Genomic DNA, 26719 nt, shown 5'->3' on the forward strand with positions numbered 1-26719 from the left:
AAAAACCGCGCAGTTCCCCGCGCCCCTTTTCGGGGCGCTCGGTCAGGACGCCAGGGAGACCAAGCGGCCCATCAGGTCCGCGAAAGGGCCCTCGGCGGGTTCCTCGGCCAGGACGCCTCGCAGGATCGCCGCCATCTCCGGGTCGTACGCGGCGCTCACCGCGGCCAGGGCCGCGAAGTCGTGGACCAGTTGGGCCTCCAGCTCGCCGCGCGGGATACGGCGGCCGTCCAGCCAGATCAGGGCGGTCGCCTCGGCCAGCGAGATCCACGACCGGATGACCAGTTCGAGACGGGCCGGCGGCCGGTCGACGCGCAGATGGGCCAGGATCTGGACGTACGCGGCCTGACGGACGCCGTCGATGAGGGCGTTCGCGTGGTTGACCGTCTTCATCGAGGGGACCCCGCCCGCGGAGACCGCCGGGCCGCCGCGCATCAGCGCCGCGAAACCGGGACCGTGCTCGTCCACGAAGTCGAAGAAGCGCCGCATGACCCGCAGCAGCCGGGCGCCCAGCGGGCCTTCCCGAGGCTCGATGAAACGTTCCGCCAGGTCGTCCGAGGCACGTTTCAACGCCGCCTCGTACAGGCTGAGTTTGCCGGGGAAGTAGTGGTAGACCAGCGGTCGTGAGATGCCCGCGGCGGAGGCTATCTCGTCGATGGAGACGTCTTCGGGTGAGCGTCGGCTGAACAGGTCGAGGGCGACGCCGATCAACTGCTGTCGCCGCTCCTCGACGCCCATCCTGCGACGCACCCCGGTAGTCATACGAACACCTTACCGATCGGATCCGGCCGCGAACGGACCGGTGCCGCAGGGATGTTCGCCTGCCCCGGCCGCATGTGCCCCGGCCGCCTGCCCCGGCCGTCCGCCCCGGCCGCCCGGCTCAGCGGAGCCCGGCGATCTGCCTTCCGCCGGCCAGCGTCCCCTCCAGGCCCGCCTGGGCGCCCTGCTCGGTCCGTACGTCGAGGAGGTTCCCGCGGGCGGTTCCTCTCACCCCGCCCGACGCACGGATCGACGCCGTGTCCTTGCTTCCGGCGGCGAGGAGGTACCAGCCGCCCGTGGCGGACTTCCACAGCACACCCGCCAGGACATGGGGGTCCTTCGCGCTGCAGGCGGCCACGTTCTCCGCCTTCGCCACGACCGCGCCGTACGGCTGCCCGGGGGCGTGGAACTGGGCGAGCACCCGGGGGCCCCCGCCGCGCCAGGTGTCGGCCCGGGTGCACAGCCAGTCGGCGGTGCCGCTCGCGTCGGGGAGGGGCTGGCGGGCGTACTGCCAGGAGTTCACCGAGCGGACCCCCTGGCCGCGGACGTCCGCGAGGGAGCAGGCGAGCGGCGCCCAGGTCGCCGCCGAGGCGTCGTGGGGCCGCCCTGGGCGTCCCGAGGTGAGCCGGGCCGGTGTCAGCTCCCCGAGATCGGTCGTCAGCCGGGTGCCCGTCCGGTCCGTCAGCTCCAGCGCGTTCCAGGAGCGGCACGCGCCGGTCTGCTGGGCCGGACTGGCGAACGGCTCGGTGACCCCGTCGGCCGTGCGTGCCAGCCGGGTCGTACCGGCGCCGGACTTCAGCAGGTCGCGCACGGCGGCGGTACGCACCCAGGGGGCCGTCAGATAGCGGACGTTGCCGTCGGCACGGCCCAGGACCACCGCGCTCGCGTCCGGCCCCGTGGCGCCGTCGACCCGGGCGAAGTCGAGGGCGGCGCCCTGGGTGCCGTCCTTCGGCTCGGCGTACCGCACGATGCGCAGCCCGTCGTGGAGGAGCACGACCCGGCTCTGGTCGACCTCGCCCGCGAACAACAGCTGGGGCGGTCCCGGCGGGGCGCCCGCCGGGGTGCCCGGGGTGGCCGAAACCTGCACGGACCCGCCGGGTCGGGCCCAGACGGCGAGCGCGCGGCGCAGCAGCGCCTTGTCGCCGGTGAGTGTGCCGCGCGCGGGCCACACGGAGAAGTCGGTGCGCGCGGACGACTGCCACGCGACCGCCGGGACCCGTGTGAGCCTGCTGGGGTCCAGGGCGGCCTGGGCCGACGGGTTCCGCGCGTACGGGGGCGCGGCCGCCCCGTCGGGTCCCCAGCCCTCGCCGGGCAGGCCGAGGAGCGCCCCGCAGACCACCACCGCGGCGGCCGCCGCGATCGCCGCCTTCGTGTGCTGGCGGCGCCGCATCAGATCGGTGGGCCGGGCGTGCAGGGAGCACGGGTCGAACTCGGGGGACACCAGCAGCTCGTGCCGTGCGTCCACGCCGTCCGCCTCGGCGAGGGCGGCGGCCGGGTCGTCCTCGCCGGCCGCGGCCAGCACCTTGCGCACGTCCGGGTCGGCCAGCCGCTCCAGTCCGCGCAGGACGTAGGCGGCACGGGCCGGGGCGGACAGGGCCGACAGGCTCTGGTCCAGGGCGAGTTCGTCGGCTCCGCCCGACCGCGGGAAGAGCCGCAGGCCCCACACCTGGGGGAGCAGCGGCGGCAGCTGCGCCCGCTTGGGCCAGGCCCGGAAGGTCAGCGGCCGGCCGGCCTCCAGCGCCGAACGCAGCACGCGAAGGCGCACGTACGCGTATCCGGGATCTCCGTCGCGTCCCGGGGCGGCGCTCTTCTGGGCCGGGACGACCGTGGCGTCACCGGAGATCCGGCCGCGGGGCAGGGTGCGCTGGGTGAGCGCGTGCGCGGTGAGCACCCGGCGGTTGCGGCCGAGGCTCGGCGGCAGTACCAGATAGGCGAGCCGGACGAGCCGCGGGTAGTGCTCGACGAGCGCGGCCTCGGCCTGCTCTACGTCGACCACCGGTCCGCAGGCGGCGGCTGATGCGGGGCGGGGGCGCGGGGCGACATCCTGTGACTGCACGTTCAGCAGAACGAGCGAATCGGTGGTTGGTCACCTGGACTGCCCCGAGTCCGTGGGGAGTTGCTCCGGGTCCGCGCCGGAACTACTTCTCCGGCGCCACGAGCAGACGCGCGTAGTTCGCCATCGAGCGCTGGTAGCGCGGCAGGTGGGGGGCGAGCGCGCCCAGGACGAGGGAGAGCCCCTCGCGCTCGCGGCCCAGGCTCGCCAGGCACAGCGCGAGAGTGGCCCGCACGGCGTCGTCCAACTCGTCGGAGGGGCCGTCGAGTTCGGGTGTGAGGAGCTTGACGCCCTCCTCCGCCTGTCCGAGGTTCCGCAGCGAACTGGACAGCTGGATCTTCGCGCGCCGCCCCCGGTATCCGTCGAGCCCGCGCGCCAGGGCCTCCCGGTACAGCGGCACGGCCTTGTCCGAATGGCCGGTCGAGTCCCAGGCGCAGGCCTGCTCGAAGGGGCCGACCGGGCTGTCGGCGGGCAGTTCGGCGACGAGCCCGTCGATCACCGCGCGGAAGTCGGCCGCCCGGTCCTGCGGGTGGTCGTCGAAGCCGGCCCAGGCGGCCGTCACACGCTCTTCCCAGTCCGCTGCCGCGGTCTCTGCCGTCATGGGGTCAGCCTCGCACGGGTGTGCCCGCGACCCGCACCGGTTTTACGCGATCATCACTGAGGGCCGCCCCCTCGATGGCCGGTGTGGTCCACGTCACTGCGCTGTGCCCCGCGGTGCCGGTAATACGGAACCGTTCACCTGTGCCGTCATGCTGGGCGGGACCGAGACGGATGAGGATCGCATGCCCGTACGGCAGCCGATTGAGCGCGGAGCGTGCGGGAGCCGTATCGAAGGCGGGGCCCCTCTGCCGGGGCTCTCGACGGCGTGGGCCGGGACCCAGTCTCCCAGGCCGGAACCGACCCGGAGGTACGTACGAATGAGTGTGACGAGGAAGAGGCTCGCGGCCGGTACGGCCGGGGCGGCCCTGGCACTGCTGGCGGTGACCGGCTGCGGTTCCGGGGACGGCGGGGAGAAGGTACCCGCGACCGCGTCCGGGAGCCTGGAGCACATCGCGAGTGAGGCGGGCTGCAAGCCGAACATGCAGACGGACGCGGACACGATCCGCCAGGCCATCTGCAAGAGCTCCGACGGCAAGTACGTCCTCGCGACGTTCGCCACCGACCGCGGTCAGCGCGAGTGGCTGAACGGGGCGAAGGACTACGGCGGCTACTACCTCGTCGGCCGCAAGTGGGTCGCCGTCGGCGAGAAGAAGACGGTGGCGGCGCTGCGCGGCGAGCTCGGCGGGACCATGGAGGAGGGTTCCGAGCACATGAACCCCGGTGGCAGCCACAACAGCGGCGGCCACACGAGCGGCAGCCACAAGAGCTGACCCCGCAACGACAGCGGCCACGCCACGGCCGGCCGCGCGGGCCGGGAAGACGGACGAAAGCCGGCGGTGGGAGATCCCACCGCCGGCTTCCTACTGTTCACTGCCCCGGTGCTACTGGCAGTCCTGACCGCTGTTGATGCAGTCGACGACCTCGTTCATCGTGTTCTCGTCGAAGAAGTTGATGAAGTCGTTGTGGTCGGTGATCGGCTTGTGCAGCTGGTCCGGGAAGGAGTCCACCGCGAACGCGTTCTGGACCTGCCCGTTCTGGATCTGCGGCGCCGCTACGTCGTAGACCAGACGGACCTGGAGCTGGGGGATGGCCTGGAAACCGTTGCCGCAGGCGCCGTTCTGCTGAACGAAGGACACGTGCGTGCGGTGGTTGGCCGAGTCGATGTTCTGACCGTCCCAGCAGCTCTGGAAGTTGGTGGTCCGCACCACGGAGCTGCCCTCGGGGCAGATCGGGTACTTGTCCGTCAACTGCCGGTCCTCGAACCCGGTGCAGCTCCAGTTCGTGTTGGCGTTGCCGAGACCGTTCACGAAGGCCTTGGCGTCACCGGTGATGATGCGCAGGGCCGTCGGCATCGCGACGACATCGCCCTGCTGGTTGCCGACGAACTTCAGCTGCGCCTCGGCGGGCTGGAGGATCGTGCCGACGTTGCCGTCCTGACCGCCACCGGGCGCGTTCGCGTCGATGTCGTCCTGACCGTCCTGCACACGCAGCACCGGCCAGAAGTACGACGACTTGTCACCCTGGTTCTGGCAGGTGGTGTCAGCGGCCGCCAGGTCCTGGTCGCTCGCGAAAGCGTCGTTGTCCTGGTTGCCGACGTAGTCGTGCTGGTGCTGCGCACCGTTGCTGACACCGGGGGCGACGATCACGTTGTCCGAGTTGCGGTTCTCGTTCTCGTTGGTGCCGCAGTTCGTGGTGAAGGTACCCGTGGAACCGCCGTTCCCGTTCGCCGGGAGACCGTTCGCACCCACGCCCTTGGCTCCGCCGGTCGGCTGGACCTGGGTGATGTCCTGGAAGTCGGCCGCGGCGGGACCGTTGCCGTCCTGTCCGCCGTTGCCGCCCTGGTCCTGGCCACCGTTGTCGCCCTGGCCGCCGTCGCCGCCCTGGTCCTGGCCGCCCTGACCGGCGTTGTCGCCCTGGTTCTGGCCGTCGCCCTGGTCCTGGCCGCCGTTGCCGCCCTGACCCTCACCGGCGGCGGGCTGGTCGGCTGCCACACCCTCACAGCCGGCGAGCTGGTCGCCGGCGTTGGGAGGCTTGCCGCCCGCACGCTTGATGTTGATGTTGATGCGGTCGATCGTGGCCACCCGCTTGGACTTCAGCGGGCCGAGGATGGCGTTGTTGACGTAGCCGGGGTCCCCCGCCTGAGCCTGGCGTGTGTCCGCAAGACGCTTATAGGCCTCCGTGACCTGCTGGTCGAGCTGCGCCAGTTCCTTGTCGACACCGGCGCGGGCACCCTTGGGTACGTCGGTCAGCTGCTGACCGACGTCCGGGCATTTGATCGTGGCCACCGAGGCGGCGTTCGTCTGAGCGTTCCGCGTCGAGTTCTTGCCCTCGCCCGCGGAAGCGTAGATGTTGGCCGCAAGCAGACCGCCGCCACCCAGCGCGAGAGCCGCCGATGCGGCTATCGCCCGGTTGGCGAGCGTGGAGCGGCGTTTTCTGTTCGTGCGTCCCATGGAACTCCTCTGGCTTCCTTGCGGGGGCATCGGGGCGCCCGACAGGAGGTGAAGCGGCTCCGTTCAATACGGAGGAGGTTCATGGGGCGTTCAGAGGCCTCGGAAATTACTGGGGCTTCTGTGGCGCAATCCCGGCGCAAGGGGCTCAGAAGCCCCTGAAACAACGGCAGTTACGGCGCGAATTTTGAATATCATTCAGCGAAAACGGAACGCGGGACCGGTGTTCCGGCCGGCCCGTGCGCGACCGTCGCCGGCCTTCGCCGGTCTTTCTTCCGGGGCCTTTCAGCGGCCCTGGTCCAAATAGGCGAGAACCGCCAGAACGCGCCGGTTGTCATCGTCCGAGACGTCCAGGTCCAGCTTCGAGAAGATGTTGGACGTGTGCTTGGCGATCGCCCGCTCCGTGACCACGAGTTGGCCCGCGATCGCCGCATTCGACCTGCCCTGCGCCATCAGTTCCAAAACCTCCAGCTCGCGCGGGGTCAGCCGGCCCAGCGGCCGGTCGTCGGCCTGGCGCCGCGACAACAACTGCTGGATGACCTGCGGATCCATCGCCGTACCACCGGCCGCCACCCGGCGCACCGCGTCGATGAACTGCTCGGCGTCGAACACCCGGTCCTTGAGCAGGTATCCGATCCCGCCGGCCCCGTCGGCGAGCAGCTCACGCGCGTACAACTGCTCCACGTGCTGCGACAGCACGAGCACCGGCAGCCCTGGTCTGGCCCGGCGGGCCGCGAGCGCGCACTGCAGCCCCTCGTCCGTGTGCGAGGGCGGCAACCGTACGTCGACCACGGCGACGTCCGGCGCCAACTCGGCGAAGGCCCGCGTCAGTTCGGGTCCGCTCTCGACGGCGGCGGCGATCTCGAAGTCGAACGCCTCCAGCATCCGCACCAGGCCGTCACGCAGCAGGAACAGGTCTTCGGCTAGGACAACTCGCAAGGGATCTCCATGGTCACCATGGTGGGGCCGCCCACGGGACTGCTGACGGCAAGGACGCCGTCGAATGTACCGAGTCGCCGTTCGACTCCGGAGAGTCCCGAGCCCCCGCCGACCGTGGCGCCGCCCCTGCCGTCGTCGGTGACGGTGACCCGCAGCATCCCGCCGTGCACCGGCGCGTGATGCACGTCGACCCAGATGCGCTCGGCACCCGAGTGCTTGACCGCGTTGGTGAGGACCTCGCTGACGGCGAAGTACGCCGCGGACTCCACCGGCGCCCCGAGCCGGCCGGTCAGGGCCACGTCGACCTCCGTCCCGATCGGCATCCGCAGCGCCAGCGCCCTGACCGCGTCACCGAGTCCGCGCTCCGCGAGGACCGGAGGATGGATACCCCGTACGAGGTCGCGCAGTTCGGTGAGGGCCTCGGCGGAGGACCTGCGTGCCTGTGCGAGCAGTTGCCTGGCCTTCGCCGGGTCCTTCTCGATCAGGGCGTCGATCGTGCCGAGGTCCATGCCCATCGCGACCAGCCGCGCCTGTGCCCCGTCGTGCAGGTCCCGCTCGATCCGGCGCAGTTCGGCCGCGGAGGTGTCGACCGCGTCGCGCCGCGTCTCGGTGAGCACGCGGACGCGCTCGGCGAGTTTGCCCTGGCCCGACGCGAGGACGGACCGCGTCAGCAGGAAGTGGACGCGCAGGAGGAAGGGGGCCGTGTGGACACCGGTGACGAGCAGCGCGGCGCCCAGGGCCGCCGCGCCCAGCGCGCTGAGCTGCCCGCCGACCGGCACGAACCCGTACCACCAGCCGACGTACGTGCCGTCGGTGAAGACCCGCCACAGCCCGGCGGCCAGGGCGAACCCCTCGAAGGGATAGGCGAGCAGCACGGCCGGCAGCAGCGCGGTGACGAAGCCCGCGGTCATGTCGACCGGGAGCCACAGCAGGTCCCGCCGGACGGCCGGATCGGCGAGCAGGTGGAAGCACCGCCCCCACGGGTTGGCGCCCTTCGGGACCGGCCGGTACGCGGGCGGAATCCGCACCCCGCACCACCGGGCCGCCACCAGCCGCCGCCAGTCGGCGAAGCCGCGCACGGCGGCCAGCACCCACGGTGTCGTGACGATGCCGATGCCGAGGGGCACCAGGACGATCGACACGACGGCCAGCACGAACAGGACGATCGACCCGGCGGGCGCCACCACGGCCAGCAGCAGGGCCCGCACCCCGGCGAGCGCCGCGGCCCGCACCCTGCCGACCGTCCTGTCGTCCGCCCTGTTGTCCGTCCTGTCGTCCCCGTTGCTGTCCATGCCCTCAGTCTCGCCCAGACCGTCGCCGCGGTCAGGGGGTCGAACCACCCGGAAGGGGGTGGTGCCGGCACCACCCCCCCCGGGCCGTGCTCAGCCGGTCAGGACCTTCGCCTCCACGACGGGGTCGAGCCCCACCACGGGCCGGTCGGGGCGCTGGGGGGCGGCGCCGCCGATGTCCTGCAGCCAGGTCCAGGTGTCGGCGACCGTCTCGGCGACGGGACGGCACCGGAGCCCGTTCCGCACCGCCTTCGACACGTCGGCCCGGTGCATCATGTCGTGCGACTCCGAGCCCGGCGGCACCCACACGGGCAGCTGCACCCACGGCTCGATGCCGGCCGCCAGGATCACGTCGGGCTCGGTCCACCGCAGCTCGGCCGCGCCGCCCGTGACCCGCGCGCACGCGTCGAGCAGCGTCCCCATGGTGGCGTGCCCCGACGGGCTGATGAGGTTGTACGGCCCGCTCGCCCCGCCCTCCACGGCCGTGAGGGTCCACTCGGCGAGGTCGCGGACGTCGACGTACTGGAGGGGGAGTTCACGGGGGCCCGGTGCGAGCACGGGCCCGCCGCGCTCGGCCCGGGCCAGCCACCACGGCAGGCGGCCGATGTTCTCGTACGGGCCGAGGATCAGGCCGGCCCGCACCAGCAGCGCCCGCTCCTCACCGAACGCGCCGAGCACGGCCAGCTCGCCACCGCGCTTGTCGCGGGCGTAGTCGGTCTGCCCGGCGTCGGGGGAGGCGTCCGCCACCACGGGGGCGCTCTCGTCGTAGCCGGCCGGCTGCGGCCACGCGTACACGGAACAGCTCGACACGTACACGTACGTGCGCACCCGGTCCTTCAGCAGCCGGGCCGCGTCCCGCACGACCCGGGGAGCGGCCGACCACGTGTCGACCACGACGTCCCATTCCCCTTCCGCCAGGGCCGCGAGCCCGTCGGGGTCGGTGCGGTCACCGTGCAGAGAGGTCACCCCGGCGGGCGGGGCGTGCCGTCCCCGGTGGAAGACGGTCACGTCCCAGCCGCGGCCGAGCGCCGCCTCCACCACGGCCCGCCCGACGAACTCCGTACCACCCAGCATCAGAAGTCTCATGCGGGTGACTCTGCCCTGATGAGCCGCGCGACGGAACGGGAATCTGCCCACAGGCGAACCGTTCCGCCGGCGGGCGGTTCAGAGCTGTGCCGGGCCGGCGTCAACTCCCGGTCGCGGGCGCGTACTTGTATCCGACGCGTCGTACCGTCCGGATGGTGTCCCGGTGCTCCGCGCCGAGCTTGCGGCGCAGCCGGGCGATGTGGACGTCCACGGTCCGGCCGTCGCCCACGTGTCCGTAGCCCCACACCGTGGTGACCAACTGGTCGCGGGTGTGCACCCGGTGCGGATGCGTCACCAGGTGCGCGAGCAGCTCGAACTCCAGGTACGTGAGGTCGAGCGGCCGCCCGTCGACCTGGGCGGTGCGCCGGAGGGTGTCGACCCGTACACGGGAGGCGTCGCCGGGCTCCTCGGACTCCGCCCGGGCCGTCTCCGGTGCGGCGACCGGCAGGAGGGACGGCTGGTCGGCCGGTACGAGCACCAGGTACCCGATCATCGGCGGGCGGCCCGGCAGCGTGGGCAGGGTGTGCGGGGGAGCGGGCAGCCAGGTGGTTCCCGGCGGCAGGAAGGCCGTGACGTCCCGGCCCGGGCTCCTGGCGTCGTCCGGGCGGGCAGGTCCCCAGTCCGCGTCCCGGTCGACGGAGCGCAGACGGTGGCGTGCCGGGCTTGTGACGGCGGCCGGGGCGGGGGCGGTGGCAACGGCGGAGAAGGAACGGGTGTTCGCCATGAGAGGTCAGCTCTTTCGCGCGAGAGGTCGTCGGAGGACGTACGTCGTGCGCGCTGGCCGAAGGCCGGGAGGTACGGCTTTAGAGGGCCGGCGCGTTCGTCGCGCGACAACACACCCGGTCGAAGTCGTGGTGCTGACGGGAGGGCCAGAAGGGCTCCAGGTCATGACGACCCGTCGCGATGCACTTCCGGAAGCTGGCCATGCCCTCATTGAAGCAGACGCGGGACGGCGGCATCAGTCTCCTCTCACAGGCCGGACACCTCTCAGCCACGATGTGGCGCATGCCTCCCGCTCACACCGTCCCGCACACCTGCCGAGGGGCTGCCCGCCCCACCCCTGGCCGGATGCGAAAGGGCACCCACCAGGCAGGTGGGCGCCCTTGCGGAGAAACAGCCGGGTCAGACCTGTCCGGCCTTCTCCAGTGCGGAACAGCACGTGTCGACGATCAGCCGCGTCACGACGTACGGGTCGACGTTGGCGTTCGGGCGGCGGTCCTCGATGTAACCCTTGCCGTCCTTCTCGACCTGCCACGGGATACGGACCGAGGCGCCACGGTTGGAGACACCGTAGGAGTACTCGTTCCACGGGGCGGTCTCGTGCAGACCGGTCAGGCGGTCGTCGATGCCGGCGCCGTAGTTCTTGACGTGGTCGAGGGGCTTGGAGCCCTCGCCCAGCGACTCGCACGCGGTGATGATCGCGTCGTAGCCCTCGCGCATCGCCTTCGTGGAGAAGTTGGTGTGCGCGCCCGCGCCGTTCCAGTCGCCCTTCACGGGCTTCGGGTCCAACGTCGCGGACACGTCGAAGTCCTCGGCGGTGCGGTAGAGCAGCCAGCGGGCCACCCACAGGTGGTCGGAGACCTCCAGCGGGGAGACCGGGCCGACCTGGAACTCCCACTGGCCGGGCATGACCTCGGCGTTGATGCCGGAGATGGCGAGACCGGCCTTGAGGCAGTTGTCGAGGTGGGCCTCGACGATGTCACGGCCGAAGATCTCGTCGGCGCCGACGCCGCAGTAGTAACCACCCTGCGGGGCCGGGAAGCCGCCGACGGGGAAGCCGAGCGGGCGCTCGCCGTCGAAGAAGGTGTACTCCTGCTCGATGCCGAAGATCGGCTCCTGGGCGCCGAACCTCTCCGCGACCTCGCTGAGCGCGGCACGGGTGTTGGACTCGTGCGGCGTCATGTCGATGTTGAGGACCTCGCACATGACGAGGATGTCGTCACCGCCGCGGATCGGGTCCGGGAAGGACGCGACCGGCTTGAGCACCCGGTCGGAGGCGTGACCCTCGGCCTGGTTCGTGGAGGAACCGTCGAAGCCCCAGATCGGCAGCTCCGCACCCTTCGCGTCGTCCGCCAGTATCTTCGTCTTCGAACGGAGCTTGGCCGTCGGCTCGGTGCCGTCGATCCAGATGTACTCAGCCTTGAAGGCCACGGGACACATCCTTCGGGGTGGGTCTCTACGCGCAATGCGGGTGCTGCGGCGCTGCGGCACTGGGGCGCCGCGAGGATGCCCGCAGCCTGCCAACAGGCGATTTCCCGGTCATTGCTCGAATGTGAACCCCGTGTTACCTGGTGCCTCTGTGCTGCGACTCACTCGCCGAGAGCGGCGGCGACCCGCTCCGGGGAGCGGGCGTCGGGTGACGGCCGGGGCCGCCACCCTGCTGCCGCGTGGCACGGAGTGCGTCTGCGGTGGGACGGGTTCCGTCAGCCCACCTTCTCGATGAGGGCCTTGCGGATCAGGAACTTCCCGGGTTCCCGCACCTGCTCGAACGCCGCGTTGTTCAGGAGGGCACAGCTGCCGGAGACCGAAGTGACCTCCACGGTCGTGGACTTGTTGTTGTCCAGGTTCGTGACCCTGAGCTTCGTGCCGGCGGGGAACTGGTTGCTGGACGCGGCCGGTGCGCCCGCCTCGCCGGAGAGGGTGACCGTGGACCCGTTGCAGACCTGCTCACCGGCGGCCGCGTCGTCGCCCGCCCCGGCGGCGGGCGCGGACGCGCTCTGCGACGGCTGCTCGGCGGGTGCGGACTCTGCGGGCGCCTGCGTGCCCGCCCCGGCTCCGGCTCCCGCACCGGCTCCGGCGCCCACGTTCGCGTCGGACTCGCCGACCGTGCAACCGGACGCCTCCTGCTGCACCTTGATCTGGGCGATGACCGCCTCGCGGTTGGCGATCCGCGCCTGCGACTGGGCGTCCGGGGCGGTGCGCTGTCCCTCGATGAACTTCTCGTTGTTGCCGAGCGCCGTGGCCAGTCCGTCGCAGACCACCGAGGACTGCGCGGCGGGCGCCGCGTTCGAGGTCGAGGCCAGGGCGAAGGCCCCGCCGCCGGCCACCGCTGCGGCGCTCACCAGCAGCGCGATCTTCTTCTTCGGGTCGAGAGTTCTCCTGCGCGACATGATCGGCTCCTGTCCCCGGCCGCCCCGGTCGGCGGCCGTCCGCCGTCATGTACGAAATACCGAACGGGCCTGCTCAGCAGGTAACACGAGTCACCGAAGTAACGTGGATCACATCAACCGCTCTGCCCTCGGGGCCGGTTGCCGCGGTCACCTGCCCAGGGCGTCCCGCACCGCCTCGTCCGTCCGGGCCACCACGGCGGTCCCGTCCTGCGCCGTGATGATCGGCCGCTGGATGAGCCGGGGGTGTTCGGCCAGGGCCTTGACCCACCGCTCCCGCGAACCGGCGTCCCGCGCCCACTCCTTCATTCCGAGTTCCTTCGCCTCGGCCTCCTGGGTCCGGGTGATCTCCCAGGGCTCCAGACCGAGCCGCTCCAGGACCTCCCGGATCTCGGCCTCGTCGGGCACGTCCTCCAGGTACCGCCGAACCGTGTAGTCGGCCCCCTCCTCGTCCAGCAGTTTCAGGGCGCCGCGGCACTTCGAACAGGCGGGGTTGATCCAGATCTCCATGCCGCACAAGGTACGCGAAAACACCGTGCCACTCATCCGTCACGGCACCCTCAAAGGCCCTCTGGCCAGGGGCGATTGTCAGTGGGCGGCAGTAGAATAGAAGCAGTGTTCGAGGGTGCCGCCGGAGACGCCGGCCGGTGCCCTGACCGCGACAGGAGGATGCCTGTGCCCGCTGCCGCACTCAGTCCGCTGCCCACCCAGTCCACATCCAAGAGGGCGGTCCCGCTCGACCTGCCGTACGAGCCGGTCGAGAAGCGTCCGCTGCCCCCGGGGCGCCCCCGCGAGTGGTACGTCATGCACAACCGCCGCCTCAAGGCGATGAGGCTCGCCATCGCCCTCCTCGACTCCGGCGTCCACATGCCCAACCAGGCTCGCAACGAGAAGATCCGCAGCACGGCCCGACTCGTGGGTGTGCACCCCCCGTCGGACACGACCTGCCACATGGTCCGGGCTCTGATGAGGTACGCCCGCTGAACCCAGGCCCGTCGCGCCGCCCGACTCCCGGGCGGCGCACCGGCCTCAGGGCGTCGCGTGACCGTGCGTCCGTGGACCGGGCCGCTGTTCGTCCCCGCCGGAGGGGCATCACCCGGCATCCGGAGGGCTACGCTCGACGCACCGGCGGGCCGGCGCACACTCCCGGCGTCACGTCGGACATCTCAAGGTCACGCCCTCCACGTACAAGGAGACCCGTCATGGGTACCTTGATCATTTCAGCGGTCCTCGCTCTGGTCGTCCTGGGATTCGACAACCCGGTCTGGTGGCTCGCCGCGGGCGCTCTGCTCTACCTGCACACGCGATACGTCCGCACCGGTCGGCGCTCCCCGGGCTCGTCGGCGCCCGGCGGCGTCCCGAGGCCGTCCGGCGGTTCGGGACCGTCGGCACGCGGCGGCGACAACAGCTATCGCGCCTACCGGCAGCGCCGGGATCAGATGGCCAGGTGGGAACGCCGCTACCGCCGCGAACGCCCCTGGATGACCCGTCAGAAGTGAGGCCGTCCCCAAAGAGCACGCCCGTGGGGTCGCGCGTCGTCCCATGCCGGACGGGGAACGACGGAGCCCCGCCGCCGCCCGAAGGCGGTGACGGGGCTCCGTGAAAGGCCGCGAGGCTCCACGCCCGGCCGGCGCCGACAGGGCACCGGGCGGACGCCGTGTGGATCACACGTCGTAGTAGAGCTCGAACTCGTGCGGGTGCGGACGCAGCTGCAGCGGCGCGATCTCGTTCGTGCGCTTGTAGTCGATCCACGTCTCGATCAGGTCGGACGTGAAGACGTCGCCCGCGAGCAGGAACTCGTGGTCGGCCTCAAGGCGGTCGAGGACGGCCGGGAGGGACGTCGGGACCTGGGCGACACCCGCGTGCTCCTCGGGAGCCAGCTCGTAGAGGTCCTTGTCGATCGGCTCGGCCGGCTCGATCTTGTTCTTGATGCCGTCCAGGCCTGCGAGCAGCAGGGCCGAGAAGGCGAGGTACGGGTTGCCGGAGGAGTCGGGCGCGCGGAACTCGACGCGCTTGGCCTTCGGGTTCGAGCCCGTGATCGGGATACGCATGGCCGCGGAGCGGTTGCGCTGCGAGTAGACCAGGTTGACCGGGGCCTCGAAGCCGGGGACCAGGCGGTGGTACGAGTTCACCGTCGGGTTCGTGAAGGCCAGCAGCGACGGGGCGTGCTTGAGGATGCCGCCGATGTAGTAGCGGGCGGTGTCCGACAGGCCCGCGTAGCCCGCCTCGTCGTAGAACAGCGGGGAACCGCCGGTCCACAGCGACTGGTGGACGTGCATGCCCGAGCCGTTGTCACCGAAGATCGGCTTCGGCATGAAGGTCGCGGTCTTGCCGTTGCGCCAGGCGACGTTCTTCACGATGTACTTGAAGAGCTGGAGGTCGTCGGCCGCGGCGAGCAGCGTGTTGAACTTGTAGTTGATCTCGGCCTGGCCGGCGGTGCCGACCTCGTGGTGCTGGCGCTCGACCTGGAGGCCGGACTTGGCCAGCTCCAGGGAGATCTCGGCACGCAGGTCGGCGAAGTGGTCGACCGGCGGGGTCGGGAAGTACCCGCCCTTGTAGCGGACCTTGTAACCACGGTTGTCCTCGACGGCGCCGGTGTTCCAGGCACCCGCCTCGGAGTCGATGTGGTAGAAGGCCTCGTTCGACTTGGTGTCGAAGCGCACGCTGTCGAAGACGTAGAACTCGGCCTCGGGGCCGAAGTACGCGGTGTCGGCGATCCCGGTCGACGCGAGGTACGCCTCCGCCTTCTTCGCCACGTTGCGCGGGTCACGGGAGTACTGCTCGCCCGTGATCGGGTCGTGGATGAAGAAGTTGATGTTGACCGTCTTGTCGCGGCGGAAGGGGTCGACGCGCGCGGTGGACAGGTCGGCGCGGAGCGCCATGTCGGACTCGTGGATGGCCTGGAAGCCGCGGATGGAGGAGCCGTCGAAGGCCAGTTCCTCGGTCGGGTCGAAGGCCTCTGCCGGCAGGGTGAAGTGCTGCATCACACCCGGCAGGTCGCAGAAGCGGACGTCGACGAACTTGACGTCCTCGTCCTTGATGAACTTCTTGGCCTCGTCGGCGTTCTGGAACATCCAGCTCCTCCTACTCCCGCCCACTTCGGACCGGGGTGGTAGTTCGTTCGTGCGGCCAGTGCGGTGGCACACGCTGATCCCGACCTTAGGGACGGGTGGTTTCTCAAGCGTGACCCATTTGTTTCGCCCAAGTTAACCGGACCCGGCCCGTCGCACCCCACCTGTCCGCATGGCAAAACGGGCGCAGTACCTTGGACGGGTGGACAACAGGCAAGTAATCGGATCGTGGCTCTCCGGACCCCGCGCGGCCGCGGAGGAAGCCGGTGCCGACTTCGGATACCGCGGCGAGCAGCTGGGTCTGCCCGAGTCCGGCCCCGGATCGATCGCGCGCCCGGGACGGCGTCTGGGCGCCCTGGCCGTCGACTGGGGCCTGTGCCTCTTGATCGCATACGGCCTGATCACCGACAGCTACAACAGGGCGGCCCAGGTCTGGGCGCCGATCATCCTGTTCACGCTGATCGTCCTCACCCTCGGCACGGTCGGCTGCACGCCGGGCAAGCGGCTCTTCGGCCTGCGGGTGGTCGCCCTGGCCACCGGTCGTGTCCATCCGCTGCGCGCCCTGCTGCGCACGATCCTGCTGTTCCTCGCCCTCCCGGCCCTGATCTGGGACCGCGACGGGCGCGGGCTGCACGACCGCATGGCCGGCACGGTCGAGATCAGGGTCTGACCGGGCGGGATCGGGGCCTGACCGCCATTCGGGTCAACTCACCCGCAGCTTGCAGCTCGCAGCTCGTACCGAGCGCACAGCACAGGTCTTGGATCGTCGTGAGGGGAGGGGCCCCGGAACCGACCGGTTCCGGGGCCCCTCCCCTCACGACGTACGCACCCCGCCGTATACGTGCCCGGCCCAACGGAAACGGGGCCCTCCGCGACCGTCGGTGGTCGCGGAGAGCCCCGTTTCGCTGAAGCCAGTGGCAGCGCGGGTGTGGTCGCTAGCGCATCTTGCCGCCGCGCGGCATCCGCATGCCCTTGGGCATCGGGCCCTTGGGAAGCGGCATGTTGCTCATCAGGTCACCGAGAGCGCGCAGCCGGTCGTTGGTCGCGGTCACCTGCGGGCCGGTCAGGACCCGCGGGAGCTTCATCATCGTCGTGCGGAGCTTCTTCAGCTCGACCTGGCCCTCGCCCGTGCCGACGAGGATGTCGTGCACCGGCACGTCCGCGACGATGCGGGCCATCTTCTTCTTCTCGGCGGCCAGCAGGCTCTTCACCCGGTTCGGGTTGCCCTCGGCCACCAGCACGATGCCGGCCTTGCCGACGGCCCGGTGGACCACGTCCTGGCTGCGGTTCATCGCCACGGCCGGAGTCGTCGTCCAGCCGCGCCCGACGTTGTCGAGCACCGCTGCCGCCGCGCCCGGCTGGCCCTCCATCTGCCCGAAGGCCGCACGCTCGGCGCGGCGTCCGAAGACGATCGCCGTCGCGAGGAAAGCCAGCAGGAGGCCGAGAATTCCGAGATAGATCGGGTACCCGATCAAAAAGCCGATCGCGAGGAAGACGCCGAGGGTGACGATTCCGACAGCCGCGAGTACAAGACCGATCTTGGAATCGGCCTTGCGGGTCATCTTGTAAGTCAGGGCGATCTGCTTGAGCCGCCCGGGGTTCGCAGCGTCCGCTGCGGGTTCCTTCCTCGCCATGCCGTGAAGTCTACGTGGCGCCGGAGGCGCCGACGACGGCGGTGCCGGGTCGGCCCGCGTCACGAGGCCCCGTGGCGGGTCCCCGACGCGTCCCGCGCTCAGGGGCGGACGACGAAGGACTGCTCCAGGACGCGCTGCGCCTCGCCCCGGTCCTTGGCGCGGCGGCGGTCCTCCAGGACGGAGGTCCAGGCGTTGCGGCGGGCCGTGCGCTGGCCGCTGCTGAGGAGCAGGGATTCGACGGCACGGAGTGCATCGGTGAACGAAGGAATCGCGGTGGCGCGTACGGGCGCTGCCTGCATGGTGGAGGTCCCCCCTCGGGACGATGGCTCTGGCTCGGGCTCTACGGGGTGTAAGACCAGGGTCACTGAATGGTGTTACCAGGGCGTGACCGGCTGGTCAAACGCCAGTGAAGCCTTGCTGTGCATGCCTGAAACGCCGACGCGGCCCCGACAGGGCCCCCATCTGCGGGGACGGTCGGGGCCGCGTCGTATCGACCATTACTCGCGAGTAGCGACTTGTGCGCTGATTCACACATTCGTCTGGCACTGAGTGCCATCCGGTGGGGTGCCGCGTGCGGCTCAGAGAGCCTGCGAGGCGACGTACGAACCGCGCTTCTCGATCGCCATCTGGTAGAGGCGACCGGCCCGGTACGAGGAGCGGACCAGCGGGCCCGACATGACGCCGGAGAAGCCGATCTGGTCGGCCTCGTCCTTCAGCTCCACGAACTCGTGCGGCTTCACCCACCGCTCCACGGGGTGGTGGCGCACGGAGGGCCGCAGGTACTGCGTGATGGTGACGAGTTCGCAGCCCGCCTCGTGCAGCTGGCGCAGGGCCTCGCTGACCTCTTCGCGGGTCTCGCCCATGCCGAGGATCAGGTTGGACTTCGTGACCAGACCGTAGTCGCGGGCCTCCGTGATGACCTTCAGCGAGCGCTCGTAGCGGAAGCCGGGGCGGATGCGCTTGAAGATGCGGGGGACCGTCTCCACGTTGTGCGCGAAGACCTCCGGGCGGGAGGAGAAGACCTCGGCGAGCTGGGCCGGCTCGGCGTTGAAGTCCGGGGCCAGCAGCTCGACCTTGGTCCGGCCCTCGGCGCGGTCCGCGGTCTGCTGGTGGATCTGGCGGACCGTCTCCGCGTACAGCCAGGCGCCGCCGTCGTCGAGGTCGTCACGGGCGACGCCGGTGATGGTCGCGTAGTTGAGGTCCATCGTGACCACGGACTCGCCCACGCGGCGGGGTTCGTCACGGTCCAGCGCCTCGGGCTTGCCCGTGTCGATCTGGCAGAAGTCGCAGCGCCTCGTGCACTGGTCGCCACCGATGAGGAACGTGGCCTCGCGGTCCTCCCAGCACTCGTAGATGTTGGGACAGCCCGCCTCCTGGCAGACCGTGTGCAGGCCCTCGCTCTTCACGAGGTTCTGCATCTTCGTGTACTCGGGACCCATTTTCGCCCGGGTCTTGATCCACTCGGGCTTGCGCTCGATGGGGGTCTGGGCGTTCCGGACCTCCAGGCGCAGCATCTTGCGTCCGTCGGGTGCGACTGCGGACACATCGGCTCCCTGTAGCTTCGATTCTTCGGCGTACACCAGGGTACGCCCGTGCGGTTCTCGGCCCCCGGGGTGGGCAACCTTCGGGAACGGGGGTGCATTCCCAGGAGGGGCGGGCAGGGGCGGCGCGGCGGGAAAACGGTCCCTACGCGACCACGGCCCGCGGCCGGAGCTCCGCGTTGCCGAGGACGTCCGCCAGGTGCCGCTCGGCGACGGGCAGCACCTCCGCGATGGTCAGGTCGCGTCCCAGCTCGTGGGCGAGCGACGTGACCCCCGCGTCACGGATCCCGCAGGGGATGATCTTGTCGAAGCTCGCCACGTCGGGGTTCACGTTGAGCGCGAAGCCGTGCATCGTGACGCCTTTGGCGACCCGGATTCCCATGGCGCAGATCTTGCGGTCCTCGCGCCGCTGACCGGCGTTCGAGGGCGCGTACTCGGGCCCGTCCAGCCGCGGGTCGAACTCCTCGTCGGCCAGCCGCGGGTCGAAGTCCAGGGAGAGCCCGCCGAGGGACGGCCGCTCGGCCACGGGGTCACCGAGGACCCAGACGCCGGCCCGCCCCTCCACCCGGCTGGTCTCGACGCCGAACTCCGCGCAGACACGGATCATCGCGTCCTCCAGGCGCCGGAGATGGGCGACGACGTCCACAGGGCGCGGAAGCTTCTGGATCGGGTAGCCGACCAGCTGCCCCGGACCGTGCCAGGTGATCTTCCCGCCCCGGTCCACGTCGACGACGGGCGTGCCGTCGAGGGGCCGCTCGCTGTCCGCCGTGCGCCGGCCGGCCGTGTAGACCGGCGGGTGCTCCAGGAGCAGGCACGTGTCGGGAACCTCGTCCTGGAAGCGGGCCGCGTGGACGCGGCGCTGCTCGTCCCAGGCCTCCTGGTACTCGACGGCGTCCGCACCGAAACCCATGCGGACGAACCGCAGCTCACTCACGGCAAGCGCCTCCCTGCAAGAGTCGTAAGGCTCGTCACGGCCCCACGCCACTGTACGTCCGACCCGTGTGCGTCAGCCCTCGGGGCAATCCTCACACGATCGGATGAATGCGTGTCGAAGTGTGCGATCGGGTGCTTACGGACCGCTACATTCGCGCCGTTCACGAGGCTAATAAGGGCTGCTCACCGCATGGCGGCCGACCTCACCCGGGCCTGTCCGTGCAGGCCCCCAGCCCGGAAGGCAGGAGTTCGCACCGCAGATGACGGAACGACCCGCGCAGCGCACCCCCAACCGTCAGCTCGCCGCACTTATCGCAGAAGCGGGGTTCTCCAACGCGGGGCTCGCCCGTCGAGTGGACCAGCTCGGCCTCGAACACGGTCTCGATCTGAGATACGACAAGACATCAGTGACCCGGTGGCTGCGCGGGCAGCAGCCCCGGGGCACCACACCGGCCCTCATCGCCGAGGTGTTCACCCGCCGCCTCGGCCGCCGGCTCAGCGCGCAGGACCTCGGACTCGACGCCTGCGCGCCGGTCTACGCGGGACTCGAGTTCGCCGCCACGCCCGAGGAGGCCGTCGACATCGTCGGCGGACTGTGGCGCAAGGACTCGGGCAGCCACGCGGAACTGCGCAAGATCGCGTTCACCCCGGCGGGACTCGTCGTACCCAGCCGGGACTGGCTGATCGGCCGGGCCGACGACCGGGTGAGCCGCGGCGACCCCGCTGCCGCGCGCATCCCCGTACAGGGCCGCCCGGCCGCCCCGAAGTTCCCGCCCGGGCTCGAAGGGGCGGGGCCCGCCTCCCGGCAGCGCACCACCGCCGAGCGCGGGCCGGGGCAGCGGGTGACCGCGGGCGACATCGCGGCGCTGCGATCGGTCGGCGAACTCTTCCGCGCGCTCGACAACACCTACGGGGGAGGGCACGCCCGGCAGGCCCTCGTGCGGTACCTGGAGCACGAGCTGGAACCCATGCTGCGCGGCACGTACGGCGAGCAGGCGGGGCGCCGCCTGTTCGCGGCGGCGTCCGACCTGACCCGGCTGGCGGGCTGGACCTCGTACGACATCGCCGCGCACGGACTGGCACAGCGGTACTTCGTGCAGGCGCTGCGGCTGTCGCAGGCGGCGGGGGACCGGGCGTACGGCTCGTACGTGCTCGTGACGATGAGCCGGCAGGCCGTCTATCTCGGGCACGGCCGGGAGGCGGTCCAGCTGGCCCGGGTCGCCCAGCAGGGCGTGGGCTCCTCCGCGCCGCCGGTCGTCCAGGCGCTGCTGTACGCGGTCGAGGCGCGCGGGCACGGCGTGCTCGGCGAGGTGCGCGCGGCCACGGCCTCGCTGGTGCGGGCCGAGCGGGCCCTGGAGACGGCCCGGCCCGGGGACGAAGTCCCGTACTGGGCGCGGTTCTTCGACGAGGCGCAGCTCGCGGACGAGTTCGGGCACTGCCACCGCGACCTCCAGCAGTACCGGGCGGCCGCGCAGCACGCCGAGCGCTCCCTGCAGCTGCGTGCTCCGGGCTACGCGCGCAGCCGGCTCTTCTGCCGTGTGGTCCTGGCCTCGGCCCGGCTCGGCCTCGGCGAGCTCGACCAGGCCTGCCAGCTGGGCGCGGAGGCGGCGGCGCAGGCATCGGAGATGCGGTCGGTGCGGGCGCTGGAGTACGTACGTGACTTCGAGCGGCGGCTCGAACCGTACAAGGACGCGGTGCCGGTGCGGGGGTATCGCGACAAGGTCGCTGCGCTCGGCTGAGGCCGCCGAAGGTCAGGGGTGGGGAGGGGATGTCGCGGCTGCGGGTCGTATGTGGCTGGGCGCGCAGTTCCCCGCGCCCCTTGCGGGCCGCAGTTCCTCGCGCCCCTTGTGGGGCGCCGTGGTGGAAGGGGATGGAGGTCCTGCCCCGCGACGGGACCTCCACCCCCGGTTCTGGCGACGCCGGTTCGGGTCGGTTCGGCTATGCGGCTGCGGCGGTCGGGGCCGGTAACGGTGTCGCCTGTGGCGCCGAGTCGACGCCGAGATCGGCCAGGAGGGCCGCCGCGGCCCGGTGACCCGAGTGCAGGGCGCCCTGGACCGTGCCGGTGTCGCGGTGGTCGCCGCAGACGTACAGGCCAGCCAGCAGGCGCACCGGGCGCAGCAGGTCGTGCGGCGGCGGCATCGCGGGCACCGCGTCGGGCGTGTGGTGGACCGCGAGCAGCTCCCAGCGGTGTGTGGCGGTGCCGTAGAGCGCGGCCAGGTGCGTGCGCACCGTCCGGTCCAGATCGGCGGGCGGCGGCCCCAGGATCGTGGACGAGACCAGGGCGCGGCCCGCGGGGGCGCGGGACGGGTCGACCTGGCTGACGACCGCGGTGTGGGCCACCGGGCCCCGGCGGTCGGCGTCCAGGAGCAGCGCCGCGTCCGTCAGGGGCGGCTCGTCCGCCGTGTGGTGCACCACGGTCACCGGACGCAGCGGGGGCACCCGCAGACCGGGCAGCAGCTCGGCGGCGTCGCGGGCCCCGGTCGCCACCAGGACGGCCCGGCAGCGCAGTTCACCGTGCTCGGCCGTCGTCACGGAGGTGGTCGAGACGGAGGTGACCCGCACGCCGGTACGGACCGTCCCGGGCGGCAGGGCCCCCGCGAGCAGCTCCGGCAGCATGTCGGCGCCGCCCTCCGGGATGCACAGCCGCCCCGAGGCGAAGGCTCGGAGCGCGAGGTCGGCACACCGGCTGGACGACGTCAGATCCGGATCGCAGAGCAGCGCGGCGAGGAGCGGGCGCACGAACCCCTCGACGGTACGGGCGGGCATGCCGCGGGCTGCCAGCGCCTGCCCCGCGGGCCGCTCGGGCCGGGCCAGCAGCCGCCCCACGGGGACCGTCGCGATCCGGCCGAGGGCCGCGGCCAGCCGCGCCTGGTCGAGTGGGCCCCCGAGCGGGGGGAAGGCCCGTGACACGGGCGGAGCGGTGGCCGCGGACATCTGCCGAGCCCTTCGCGGGGGGCTCACGAAGGCGCGTGCCGCATCGAGTGCGCCCCTTGCGCCCCCGGCGCTCGCGGGCTCACCCGCACGGTGCACACGCCCCTCGGCGTGGACGAGGACACCTGGGGCGAACGGGCGCAGGACAAGGGCGTCGAGGCCCGGGGTCAGCCGCAGCTCCGGGTACGACGTCGAGAGGAACCGGCCGATGCGGTCGAGACGGAAACCGTCGACCTTCTCGGTCGTCATACGGCCGCCCACACAGGGCGCGCCTTCCAGGACCAGGGTCGTCACACCTGCGCTGTTCAGCCGATGGGCGGCGGAGAGTCCCGCGACCCCGGCCCCCACGATGACGACGTCCGCCCCACTAGCGGGCTCAATCACGTGCCCCTCCTCGAGGTCGCGCGGCTGCTGGGGGCGTCATGCCCCCAACGGGCTTTCGGAATACCCGAGTTCGGGTCGAGGTTAGGGCTGCCGCCGGTCGGGCGAAGTCGCGCACGGACAGGGCACGGTCGCACACCGGTCGCATGTGGTCGGCGCCGCGGCCCGCCGACTATGCCCGGGCCAACTGCCCATCCCGGCAGGGGGAGCGGGACCGTCGGCCGGGCGACCCCGCCGACGGGCAGCGACCGGCCTCCCCGGGCCCTCGGCCGCGTTCGGCCCGAGGGGGTCCCGGCCCGCGGCTTTTCGGCCGCGGCGCCGGACGTCCGCCCGGCCGCCGGGGCCGCCGGCACCCCTACGCCCGGGCCGCCCGGACGGCGTCCTCGATGCCGGGGAACGCGAAGGTGAAGCCCGACTCCAACAGCCGTGTGGGCAGTACGCGTTGGCTGCCCAGCACCTCCTGGGCCATCTCGCCGAGTGCGGCCCTCAGGACGGGCTCGGGCACCGCGAAGAGCGTGGGACGGCGCAGGACACGTCCCATGGCGGCGGTGATCTCGCGGTTGGTGAGGGGCTCCGGGGCCGTCAGGTTGAAGGGCCCGGACAGCGACTCGGAGTCGAGCAGGAACCGCAGGGCGGCCACGTGGTCGTGCAGCGCGATGTAGCTCCAGTACTGCCGCCCGTCGCCCATCCTCCCGCCGAGCCCCGCCCGGAACAGCGGGAAGAGGCGGCCCCAGGCGCCGCCCTTCGCCGCCACCACCAGCCCGGTGCGCGCGAAGACGGTCCGTACGCCCGCCTCCTGCGCCGGAGCCGCCGCCTCCTCCCACTCCACGCACACCGAGGGCAGGAACCCGTCCCCAGGGGGCGTGCTCTCGTCGACGGCCCGCTCGCCGGTGTCTCCGTAGATGCCCATCGCGCTGCCGTTGAGGAAGACCCGCGGCGGCTCGTCGAGGGCGGCCACGGCCTCCGCGAGCGTGGCGGTGCCGAGCACCCGGCTGTCGCGGATCGTCCGCTTGTACGCGTCGGTCCAGCGGCGGTCGCCGATCCCGGCGCCCGCGAGGTTCACCACGGCGTCGCAGCCGGTGAGTCCCGCCGCGTCCACGTACTGCCGCCCCGGGTCCCACTCCACCTCGTCGTCCGCCCGGGGCTTGCGGCGCACCAGCCGCACCACCTCGTGCCCGTCCGCGGTCAGGGAGCGCACCAGGGCCGTACCGATGAGGCCGGACGCGCCGGCCACGGCGATTCGCGAAGCATCCATGCCTCCATACTCCGCCTGCCTCCCCGGGAGCATCGCGCCGAGGGTGCCCGGACACGAGGGCGACTCCCGCCGCGTCGCCCTACAGTGATCTGCATGCCCGAGCCGTACATACGTGTCGCAGTGCCCGACGACGAAGAGGTGCTGGCCCTTCTCGACCGCGCGACCTGGTCCTCTCTGCACGCGGTCAGACCCCGCGACCAGCCGCCGTACGAGCCGTTCTTCAACGAACGCTTCGGGCCCCACGACCACCTGGTCGCGGAGGTGGGCGGGCGTGTCGTCGGCTACGTACGGCTCGGTTACCCCACCCCCCTCGCCTCCAACGCGCACGTACGGCAGATCCAGGGCCTCGCCGTCGCCGACGAGGTGCGCGGCCAGGGCGTCGGACGGGCGCTGGTGCGTGCCGTCGTCGCGCAGGCCCGCCGCCAGGGCGCGCTCCGGATCACCCTGCGCGTCCTCGGCCACAACACGCCCGCCCGCAAGCTCTACGAGTCGGAGGGGTTCGTGGTGGAGGGGATCCAGCCGGGCGAGTTCCATCTCGACGGGGAGTACGTGGACGACGTACTCATGGGCCGCAGCCTCTGACTGTCACTGTCACTGTCACTGTCACTGTCACTGTCAGTGCCACCGCCACCGCCACCGCCACCGCCGCTGCCGCTTCTGCGTCCGGAACGGAACGGGCCTGAGTCGGGCGGGGCGGGCGTTCAGCTTTGCTGAGGCTCCGTCAGCAGCCGCATACCACCCGCCAGTTCACGCAGGCACCGCATCGCGAGCTCCGCGGGGGAGCCGGGACCCTCCAGGCCCGCGTCCGACTCGGCCCAGGTCTCCAGGGCGACCCGGATCGCGTCCGTCGCGGCCGCGGCGGCGAAGCGGATCTCCAGCGGGTCGGCGTCGTCCCCGGCCAGCCGGGCCACGACGGGAACGAGCCTGTCCTCGGACTCCTGGTTCACCCGGTACCAGACCGCGCGCAGCGCCGGGTCCCCGGCGGCGGCCCGCAGCAGACCCCGTGTCCAGCGCATGCCCTCGGCCTTGGCCTCGTGGGGGACGGTCAGCGACTCGGTGACGGCCGACTCCAGCGCCCGGGGCAGCGGGGTGCCCGGCTCGGCCCCCGCGAGCCGTTCGCGCCAGTGGTCCCCGCCGATCGCGAGCAGCGGGCCGACGGCGTCCTGCTTGCTGCGGAAGTAGCGGTAGAAGGTGCGCGGTGCGACGCCGGCGCGTACGGCGATCTCCTCGGCCGTGGTGCCGTCGGGACCGCGCTCGGTGAAGAGCTCGGCGGCGGCGCGGGCGATGTCCAGCTGGGTTGCCGCCTTGCGGCGTTCGGTCAGCGACGGGGTCATGGTCGCTCGGGACGGCTCGGTGCTCACGCGAGGAAGCGTACGCCCGGCGGGAGACGGCGACACGGGCCGCCCGGTCGGCGGAACGTGTCCCTCGGGCGGGCCGGGACGCACGGCGTGGACGCCCGGGGAACAGGGCTCTCAGGACGTCACGAGGTCACCCGTGTCCACCGGCGACGAGGCCGTCGCCGCCCGCTCGGCGTCGTCCGCGACCTCGTCGGCGGTCAGCACGTATCCCGTCTCGGCGTCGCTCGTGGAACGCGCGAAGACGACGCCGTAGACCTTGCCGCCGGTGGTCAGCAGGGGCCCGCCGGAGTTGCCCGGGCGGACCGTGGAGCGGATCGAGTAGATCTCGCGGGTGACCGGGTCGGAGCCGTAGATGTTCTGGCCCCGGGCCTTGATCTTGTTCGCGACCGTGGCCGCCTGGAGGTCGAGGCCGCCGTCCTGCGGGTAGCCGGCGACCACGGCCGCGTCGCCGCGGGCCGCGGTGTCGTCGAAGGGCAGCACGGGTGCCTTGAGCCCCGGTACGTCGAGCACGGCCACGTCCTTCTCGGGGTCGAAGAGGACGACCGTCGCCTCGTACGCCCGGCCCGTGCCGCCCACGCGCACGGTCGGCTTGTCGATGCCCGCCACCACGTGGGCGTTGGTCATCACGTGCTCGGGCGCGTACACGAAACCGCTGCCCTCGCGGCCCTGGGTGCCGACCGCGCCCTCGACCTTCACGGTGGAGCGCTGCGCGGCCCGTGTGGCCGCCGAGGTGACGCTGTCCCCGGAGGGCTTGGCGACGCTGGCCGTCGGCTCGTTCTCGAAGGGGTTGAAGACCTGCGGGAAGCCGGCCTCCGTGAGCGCCGAGGTGGCCCGGGAGAACCAGGCCGGGGTGGCCTCCGGCATCGCGTCCTGCACCGTGCCGAGCAGCGCGGAGCCGCGGATGGACGAGGTGACGACGGGCGAGGCGGACGCGCCGAGGACGCTCGCGGCCACCCAGGCCACGAGCAGCACCGCGACCGTGTTCGCCGCCGCACCGCCCACTCCGTCGACCACACGCAGGGGGCCCCGGTCCAGCTCGCGGCGCAGCCGCAGCGCCAGACGCCCCGCCAGTTCGTGGCCCGCGGCGGCGGGCAGCAGCACCGTGAGCACCGCCGTCACCGTCGCGGCCGTGGTCCCCGCCTCCACCAGGTCCATCACCCAGGGCAGTACCCACACGCCGATGACGGCACCGCCCACGAAGCCGGCCAGCGAGACACAGCCCGCGACCAGGCCGCGCCGGTAGCCGGACGCCGCATAGCCGAGGATGACCAGCAACAGCAGGATGTCGAGCAGGTCCACGGAGCTCCCTTTCTCTTGGGCCCCTTAGTACGTGCCGGG

26 protein-coding genes are annotated in these 26719 nt (G+C 71.9%); 6 read left to right on the forward strand and 20 right to left on the reverse strand.

From position 1 onward, the window contains the following. Positions 1 to 42: 42 nt before the first annotated feature. From KUF83_RS31495 to KUF83_RS31505, 3 genes are all read right to left on the reverse strand, one after another. The gene (locus KUF83_RS31495; protein ID WP_217458401.1) at positions 43 to 759 is read right to left on the reverse strand and encodes a TetR/AcrR family transcriptional regulator; all 717 of its coding nucleotides are present in this window, start codon (positions 757 to 759) and stop codon (positions 43 to 45) included. Between the two features lie 118 nt (positions 760 to 877). Then, positions 878 to 2812, reverse strand: a complete 1935-nt coding sequence (locus KUF83_RS31500; protein WP_217458402.1) for a hypothetical protein — start codon at positions 2810 to 2812, stop codon at positions 878 to 880. A gap of 82 nt (positions 2813 to 2894) precedes the next feature. After that, entirely contained in the window at positions 2895 to 3410 is a 516-nt protein-coding gene (locus KUF83_RS31505; protein WP_217458403.1) for a tetratricopeptide repeat protein, read from the reverse strand. Positions 3411 to 3726: 316 nt separating this feature from the next. Between KUF83_RS31505 and KUF83_RS31510 the strand changes: the two genes are divergently transcribed. After that, on the forward strand, positions 3727 to 4179 hold the full coding sequence (locus tag KUF83_RS31510; RefSeq protein WP_217458404.1) for a hypothetical protein: 453 nt from the start codon (positions 3727 to 3729) through the stop codon (positions 4177 to 4179). A 111-nt stretch (positions 4180 to 4290) separates the two neighbouring features. On the opposite strand, the gene KUF83_RS31515 is transcribed toward KUF83_RS31510, so the two are convergent. The 8 genes from KUF83_RS31515 to KUF83_RS31550 form a co-directional block, all read right to left on the reverse strand. Beyond that, positions 4291 to 5859 carry a DUF1996 domain-containing protein gene (locus KUF83_RS31515; RefSeq protein WP_217458405.1) on the reverse strand — a complete coding sequence of 523 codons (1569 nt, stop codon included), beginning with the start codon at positions 5857 to 5859 and terminating at the stop codon, positions 4291 to 4293. Positions 5860 to 6141: 282 nt separating this feature from the next. Beyond that, complete coding sequence (locus KUF83_RS31520; RefSeq protein WP_217458406.1) at positions 6142 to 6795, reverse strand: response regulator transcription factor; 654 nt, start codon at positions 6793 to 6795, stop codon at positions 6142 to 6144. Continuing rightward, the gene (locus KUF83_RS31525) at positions 6780 to 8087 is read right to left on the reverse strand and encodes a sensor domain-containing protein (protein WP_217458407.1); all 1308 of its coding nucleotides are present in this window, start codon (positions 8085 to 8087) and stop codon (positions 6780 to 6782) included. The genes KUF83_RS31520 and KUF83_RS31525 overlap by 16 nt, the downstream gene beginning before the upstream one ends. A 90-nt stretch (positions 8088 to 8177) precedes the next feature. Then, the gene (locus KUF83_RS31530; RefSeq protein WP_217458408.1) at positions 8178 to 9170 is read right to left on the reverse strand and encodes an SDR family oxidoreductase; all 993 of its coding nucleotides are present in this window, start codon (positions 9168 to 9170) and stop codon (positions 8178 to 8180) included. 100 nt (positions 9171 to 9270) lie between these two features. Continuing rightward, on the reverse strand, positions 9271 to 9894 hold the full coding sequence (locus KUF83_RS31535) for a winged helix-turn-helix domain-containing protein (protein WP_217458409.1): 624 nt from the start codon (positions 9892 to 9894) through the stop codon (positions 9271 to 9273). Between the two features lie 398 nt (positions 9895 to 10292). Beyond that, positions 10293 to 11321: a glutamine synthetase gene (gene glnII / locus KUF83_RS31540; protein ID WP_217458410.1), complete on the reverse strand. Its 1029-nt coding sequence runs from the start codon at positions 11319 to 11321 to the stop codon at positions 10293 to 10295. A 272-nt stretch (positions 11322 to 11593) separates the two neighbouring features. Then, complete coding sequence (locus tag KUF83_RS31545; RefSeq protein ID WP_217458411.1) at positions 11594 to 12280, reverse strand: septal ring lytic transglycosylase RlpA family protein; 687 nt, start codon at positions 12278 to 12280, stop codon at positions 11594 to 11596. A gap of 147 nt (positions 12281 to 12427) precedes the next feature. After that, on the reverse strand, positions 12428 to 12787 hold the full coding sequence (locus KUF83_RS31550) for an arsenate reductase family protein (RefSeq protein WP_217458412.1): 360 nt from the start codon (positions 12785 to 12787) through the stop codon (positions 12428 to 12430). 165 nt (positions 12788 to 12952) lie between these two features. On the opposite strand from KUF83_RS31550, the gene KUF83_RS31555 reads away from it, so the two are divergent. Continuing rightward, positions 12953 to 13261, forward strand: coding sequence for a hypothetical protein (locus tag KUF83_RS31555; protein ID WP_217458413.1), 309 nt, complete (start codon positions 12953 to 12955; stop codon positions 13259 to 13261). A gap of 218 nt (positions 13262 to 13479) precedes the next feature. Then, a complete protein-coding gene (locus KUF83_RS31560; RefSeq protein WP_217458414.1) occupies positions 13480 to 13776 on the forward strand; it encodes a hypothetical protein in 297 nt (98 codons plus the stop codon). A gap of 165 nt (positions 13777 to 13941) precedes the next feature. On the opposite strand, the gene glnA is transcribed toward KUF83_RS31560, so the two are convergent. Next, positions 13942 to 15351 carry a type I glutamate--ammonia ligase gene (gene glnA, locus KUF83_RS31565; protein WP_217458415.1) on the reverse strand — a complete coding sequence of 470 codons (1410 nt, stop codon included), beginning with the start codon at positions 15349 to 15351 and terminating at the stop codon, positions 13942 to 13944. 199 nt (positions 15352 to 15550) lie between these two features. Here glnA and KUF83_RS31570 point away from each other — a divergent pair, with 199 nt between their 5' ends. Then, positions 15551 to 16018 carry an RDD family protein gene (locus KUF83_RS31570; RefSeq protein ID WP_217458416.1) on the forward strand — a complete coding sequence of 156 codons (468 nt, stop codon included), beginning with the start codon at positions 15551 to 15553 and terminating at the stop codon, positions 16016 to 16018. 265 nt (positions 16019 to 16283) lie between these two features. Here the strand turns inward: KUF83_RS31570 and KUF83_RS31575 are convergent, their stop codons facing one another. The 4 genes from KUF83_RS31575 to lipB all read right to left on the reverse strand — a co-directional run bounded on the left by KUF83_RS31575 (position 16284) and on the right by lipB (position 19457). Beyond that, positions 16284 to 16982 (reverse strand): DUF4191 domain-containing protein, encoded by a 699-nt coding sequence (locus KUF83_RS31575; protein ID WP_217458417.1) that lies wholly within the window; start codon positions 16980 to 16982, stop codon positions 16284 to 16286. A gap of 98 nt (positions 16983 to 17080) precedes the next feature. Then, positions 17081 to 17281 carry a hypothetical protein gene (locus KUF83_RS31580; protein WP_217458418.1) on the reverse strand — a complete coding sequence of 67 codons (201 nt, stop codon included), beginning with the start codon at positions 17279 to 17281 and terminating at the stop codon, positions 17081 to 17083. A gap of 279 nt (positions 17282 to 17560) precedes the next feature. After that, the gene (gene lipA, locus KUF83_RS31585; protein WP_217458419.1) at positions 17561 to 18526 is read right to left on the reverse strand and encodes a lipoyl synthase; all 966 of its coding nucleotides are present in this window, start codon (positions 18524 to 18526) and stop codon (positions 17561 to 17563) included. Between the two features lie 142 nt (positions 18527 to 18668). Further along, complete coding sequence (lipB, locus tag KUF83_RS31590) at positions 18669 to 19457, reverse strand: lipoyl(octanoyl) transferase LipB (RefSeq protein ID WP_217458420.1); 789 nt, start codon at positions 19455 to 19457, stop codon at positions 18669 to 18671. Between the two features lie 259 nt (positions 19458 to 19716). Between lipB and KUF83_RS31595 the strand changes: the two genes are divergently transcribed. Then, positions 19717 to 21195, forward strand: a complete 1479-nt coding sequence (locus tag KUF83_RS31595) for a regulator (protein WP_217458421.1) — start codon at positions 19717 to 19719, stop codon at positions 21193 to 21195. Between the two features lie 199 nt (positions 21196 to 21394). Here KUF83_RS31595 and KUF83_RS31600 read toward each other — a convergent pair whose 3' ends face one another. Next, positions 21395 to 22771, reverse strand: a complete 1377-nt coding sequence (locus KUF83_RS31600; protein WP_217458422.1) for an NAD(P)/FAD-dependent oxidoreductase — start codon at positions 22769 to 22771, stop codon at positions 21395 to 21397. Between the two features lie 352 nt (positions 22772 to 23123). After that, positions 23124 to 24023 carry a TIGR01777 family oxidoreductase gene (locus KUF83_RS31605; RefSeq protein ID WP_217458423.1) on the reverse strand — a complete coding sequence of 300 codons (900 nt, stop codon included), beginning with the start codon at positions 24021 to 24023 and terminating at the stop codon, positions 23124 to 23126. A gap of 93 nt (positions 24024 to 24116) precedes the next feature. Between KUF83_RS31605 and KUF83_RS31610 the strand changes: the two genes are divergently transcribed. After that, positions 24117 to 24605 carry a GNAT family N-acetyltransferase gene (locus KUF83_RS31610; RefSeq protein ID WP_217458424.1) on the forward strand — a complete coding sequence of 163 codons (489 nt, stop codon included), beginning with the start codon at positions 24117 to 24119 and terminating at the stop codon, positions 24603 to 24605. Between the two features lie 119 nt (positions 24606 to 24724). On the opposite strand, the gene KUF83_RS31615 is transcribed toward KUF83_RS31610, so the two are convergent. Both KUF83_RS31615 and KUF83_RS31620 read right to left on the reverse strand, forming a co-directional pair. Then, positions 24725 to 25357 carry a TetR/AcrR family transcriptional regulator gene (locus KUF83_RS31615; protein ID WP_217458435.1) on the reverse strand — a complete coding sequence of 211 codons (633 nt, stop codon included), beginning with the start codon at positions 25355 to 25357 and terminating at the stop codon, positions 24725 to 24727. A 138-nt stretch (positions 25358 to 25495) separates the two neighbouring features. After that, positions 25496 to 26680, reverse strand: coding sequence for a MarP family serine protease (locus KUF83_RS31620; protein WP_217458425.1), 1185 nt, complete (start codon positions 26678 to 26680; stop codon positions 25496 to 25498). Positions 26681 to 26719: the final 39 nt, after the last annotated feature.

The organism is Streptomyces sp. BV286, assembly GCF_019090165.1.
Classification (GTDB): Bacteria; Actinomycetota; Actinomycetes; order Streptomycetales; family Streptomycetaceae; genus Streptomyces.